Annotated in this window: 1 pseudogene; it reads left to right on the top strand. The window is 52.7% G+C overall.

Features of this window, described 5'->3' with window-relative positions:
* Nucleotides 1-28 precede the first annotated feature (28 nt).
* Nucleotides 29-484 (top strand): annotated as a pseudogene (locus B3182_RS02375) (ABC transporter ATP-binding protein); the annotation flags it as partial.

The raw sequence follows: 484 nt of genomic DNA, 5'->3' as shown, positions 1-484 counted from the left end.
CGGCGAAGTCTGGTTGAATCCCCGGCTTATGCGCTTATTGGAATTACGGCCTGGTGATGCGCTGGAAATTGGCGCTACTTCCCTTGAAGTGACTGGCGTGATTATGCGTGAACCGGATGGTGGCTTTCGGCTCTCATCTCTGGCACCACGGGTGATGATGCATGTGGATGATGTAGCCGCTACGGAGGTGATACAACCTGGGAGTCGTGTTCGGCATCGTGGTTTATTTGCCGGTAGTGCGACCGAACTGGCTGATTTTGAAGCATGGCTGGAACCACGCTTAACAGATAATTACCGCTGGGTGGATGTTCGGCAAGGTGAAACCCTGGGGGAATCTTTAGAAAAAGCAGAGGGCTTTTTATTACTTGGCGGCAGTCTGGCGGTGTTGCTTGCAGTCGTGGCAATAGCCGTTGCCAGCCGTCAATATGCTCTAAGCCAGCGTGATCGTGTGGCGCTACTAAAAACCATGGGGCTAACTGGTAAA

It is taken from the genome of Methylophaga sp. UBA4204 (assembly GCF_002379485.1).
Classification (GTDB): domain Bacteria; phylum Pseudomonadota; class Gammaproteobacteria; order Nitrosococcales; family Methylophagaceae; genus Methylophaga.
The sequence above is the reverse complement of the archived record's forward strand: the minus strand, read 5'-3'. Positions and strand labels throughout refer to the sequence as shown.